This window comes from Burkholderia sp. LMG 13014 (assembly GCF_905232215.1).
In the GTDB taxonomy this organism is placed as follows: domain Bacteria; phylum Pseudomonadota; class Gammaproteobacteria; order Burkholderiales; family Burkholderiaceae; genus Burkholderia.
In genome coordinates this window covers 1-2,632 of the sequence record NZ_CAJNKE010000726.1, presented here as the reverse complement: position 1 = coordinate 2,632, position 2,632 = coordinate 1, and the positions used below count along the sequence as shown (strand labels likewise).

General features: G+C 68.2%; 2 protein-coding genes. Both read left to right on the top strand.

Annotated features, from left to right (window positions below; genetic code table 11):
- Positions 1-2,046: TonB-dependent siderophore receptor (locus tag JYJ84_RS33680; RefSeq protein ID WP_275890763.1), on the top strand; the 2,046-nt coding region annotated here is incomplete at its 5' end.
- Positions 2,047-2,105: 59 nt separating this feature from the next.
- Positions 2,106-2,632 (top strand): nicotinamide riboside transporter PnuC (pnuC, locus tag JYJ84_RS33675; RefSeq protein WP_205190059.1); only part of this gene is annotated, 527 nt, incomplete at its 3' end.

The following is a 2,632-nucleotide window of genomic DNA, read 5'->3' as shown; positions in this document are numbered from 1 at the left end:
GGCAACGCGCTGCGCGTACGCAACGCGTCGGTTGCGGGGCTCGACGACACGCCGCTGCGCGATACGCCGGCGTCGGTGAGCGTCGTCACGCGCGCGCAGCTCGACGACCAGCAGGCGAAGCGGTTGAGCGACGTCGTGCGCAACGACGCGTCGGTCGTCAACGACTATGCGCCGGTCGGCTATTTCGAAGGCTTTGCGATCCGCGGTTTTCCGGTCGATCTCGCGAGCGCGATTCGGATCGACGGGCTGACGGTGTCCGGCGAGCAGAACGTGCCGCTCGAGAACAAGGAGCGTGTCGAGATCCTGAAGGGGCTCGCGGGCATCGACAGCGGCGTCGTCGCGCCGGGCGGCGTGATCAACTTCGTGACGAAGCGCTCGGCGAACGTCGCGAGCGTGACGGGCGGCGTCGACAGCCGCGGCTCGACGTCGGCGGCCGTCGATCTCGGCCGCCGCTTCGGCCCCGACAACCAGTTCGGCTTCCGGATCAATGCCGCGAAGGAGAACATGCACTCCTACATCGACGGCACGAACGGGCGGCGCACGTTCGGCTCGATCGCCGCCGACTGGGACATCAGCCCGCGCGCGAGCCTGCAACTCAATGCCGAATTCCAGCAGTGGATCCAGCGTTCCGCACCCGGCTACCAGTTGCTTGGCGGCACCGTCGTGCCGTCGATCAAGACGACGTCGAAGGCGCTCGGCACGCAGCCGTGGGCAAAACCGGTAACGACCGACGCGCTGAACCTGAATGCGCGCTTCGACTACCAGTTCAACGACGACTGGAAGGCCTACATCGCCGCCGGCCGCAGCCGCACGATGATCGACGACAACAGCGCGTTCGCGTACGGCTGCTCGTACGCGGCGAGTTGCACGGCCGGTGCGACGTCGCCGTTCTTCTTCGGCGCGAACGGCGACTACGACGTATACGACTTCCGCAGCCCCGGCGAATACCGGCGCAACGACGACCTGCGCGCGGTCACGACGGGCAAGTTCGCGACGGGGCCGCTGCGGCACGAGCTGACGCTCGGCGTGAGCGTGCAGCGCCGCGTCGTGAGCATGGCCGACGCCGTGTACGACTACGTGGGCAGCGAGAACATCTACGGGCCCGACACGACGTTCTCGCCGTCGCCGAATTCGCCCGGCCCGTCGTATCCGCGCCTCGATGCGTGGCAGTACGGCGTGTTCGGGCTCGACCGCATCAGCATCGGCGAGCACTGGCAGGTGCTCGCGGGCGGCAAGGAGGTGCTGCTGCGCCAGCGCAGCTGGAGCAGCCTCGACGGCGACACGACGCATACCGACCGCTCGGTGTTCCTGCCGCAGGTGGCGCTCGTCTACAAGCCGGTGAACGTGCTGTCGCTGTATGCGTCGTACAGCAAGGCGCTGTCGCTCGGCGACCAGGCGCCGGTGCGCGCGACCAACGCGTATGCGTTCCTGCCGCCCGTCGAGTCGCACCAGATCGAGGTCGGCGCGAAATACGACTGGCTCGACCGGCTGAGCCTCACGGCCGCCGTGTTCTCGATCAGCAAGCCGTTCCAGTTCGCCGACCCGGACGCATCGGGCACGAGCTACACGTTCGTGCAGCGCGGCACGCAGCGGCACCAGGGGATCGAGCTGGGCGCCGCCGGGCGCGTGACCGAGCGCCTGGGGCTGACGGCCAGCGTCGCGGCGATTCGCGCCCGTGCGTACGATTCGGGGTCGCCGGCGTACGAAGGGCACCAGATCATCAACGTGCCCGCGCTGCGCGCGTCGCTGTATGCGGATTACGCGGTGCCGGGCGTCGCGGGGCTGAACGTGCTGGGCGGCGTCGAGTACAGTGCGGCCCGCAATGCGAACGAGGAGGGCACCGCGCGCGTGCCGTCGTGGTTCGTGTTCAATCTCGGTGCGCGCTATACGACGAAGATCGGCGGCCATCGCACGGTGCTGCGCGTGTCGGTGGACAACCTGTTCAACAAGTTCTACTGGCGCGATGCGGGTGAGCAGCAGGGCGATGCGTACCTGTTCCCGGGTGCGCCGCGCACCGCGCGCGTGTCGTTGACTTATGATTTCTGACCGTCCGGAACCGGCCGCGTGACGCGCGGCCCCGGCAGCTATCCTGGAGAGCACAGACGATGTCCCCACTCGAAATCGCCGGCGTGATCGTCAGCGCGCTCGCGATCTGGCTGACCGCGAAGCGGCGCATGCTGTGCTGGCCGGTCGGGCTCGTGTCGGTCGCGCTGTACGGCTGGATCTTCTTCGACGCGAAGCTGTATTCGGACATGCTGCTGCAGGGCGCGTTCGCGGTGCTGCAGGTGTACGGCTGGCAACGCTGGCTCGCGCAGCGCGCCAGCGAGGCTGACGGCAGCGCGGCACCGGCCGGTGACGTGGCACCCGTCACGGGCGTGCGGCCGCTGCAGATGCTACCCGACCTGATCGCGGCCGTCGTCGGCAGCGCGCTGCTCGGTGGCATGATGGCGCGCTGGACCGATGCGGCGCTGCCGTTCGTCGATGCGTCGCTGACTGCGTTCAGCCTCGTCGCGCAATACTGGACCGCGCGGCGCTACATCGCGTCGTGGGGGCTGTGGATTGTCGTGAACGTCGTGTACGTCGGGATGTTCGTGTTCAAGGAACTGTATCTGACGGCCGGACTCTATGCGCT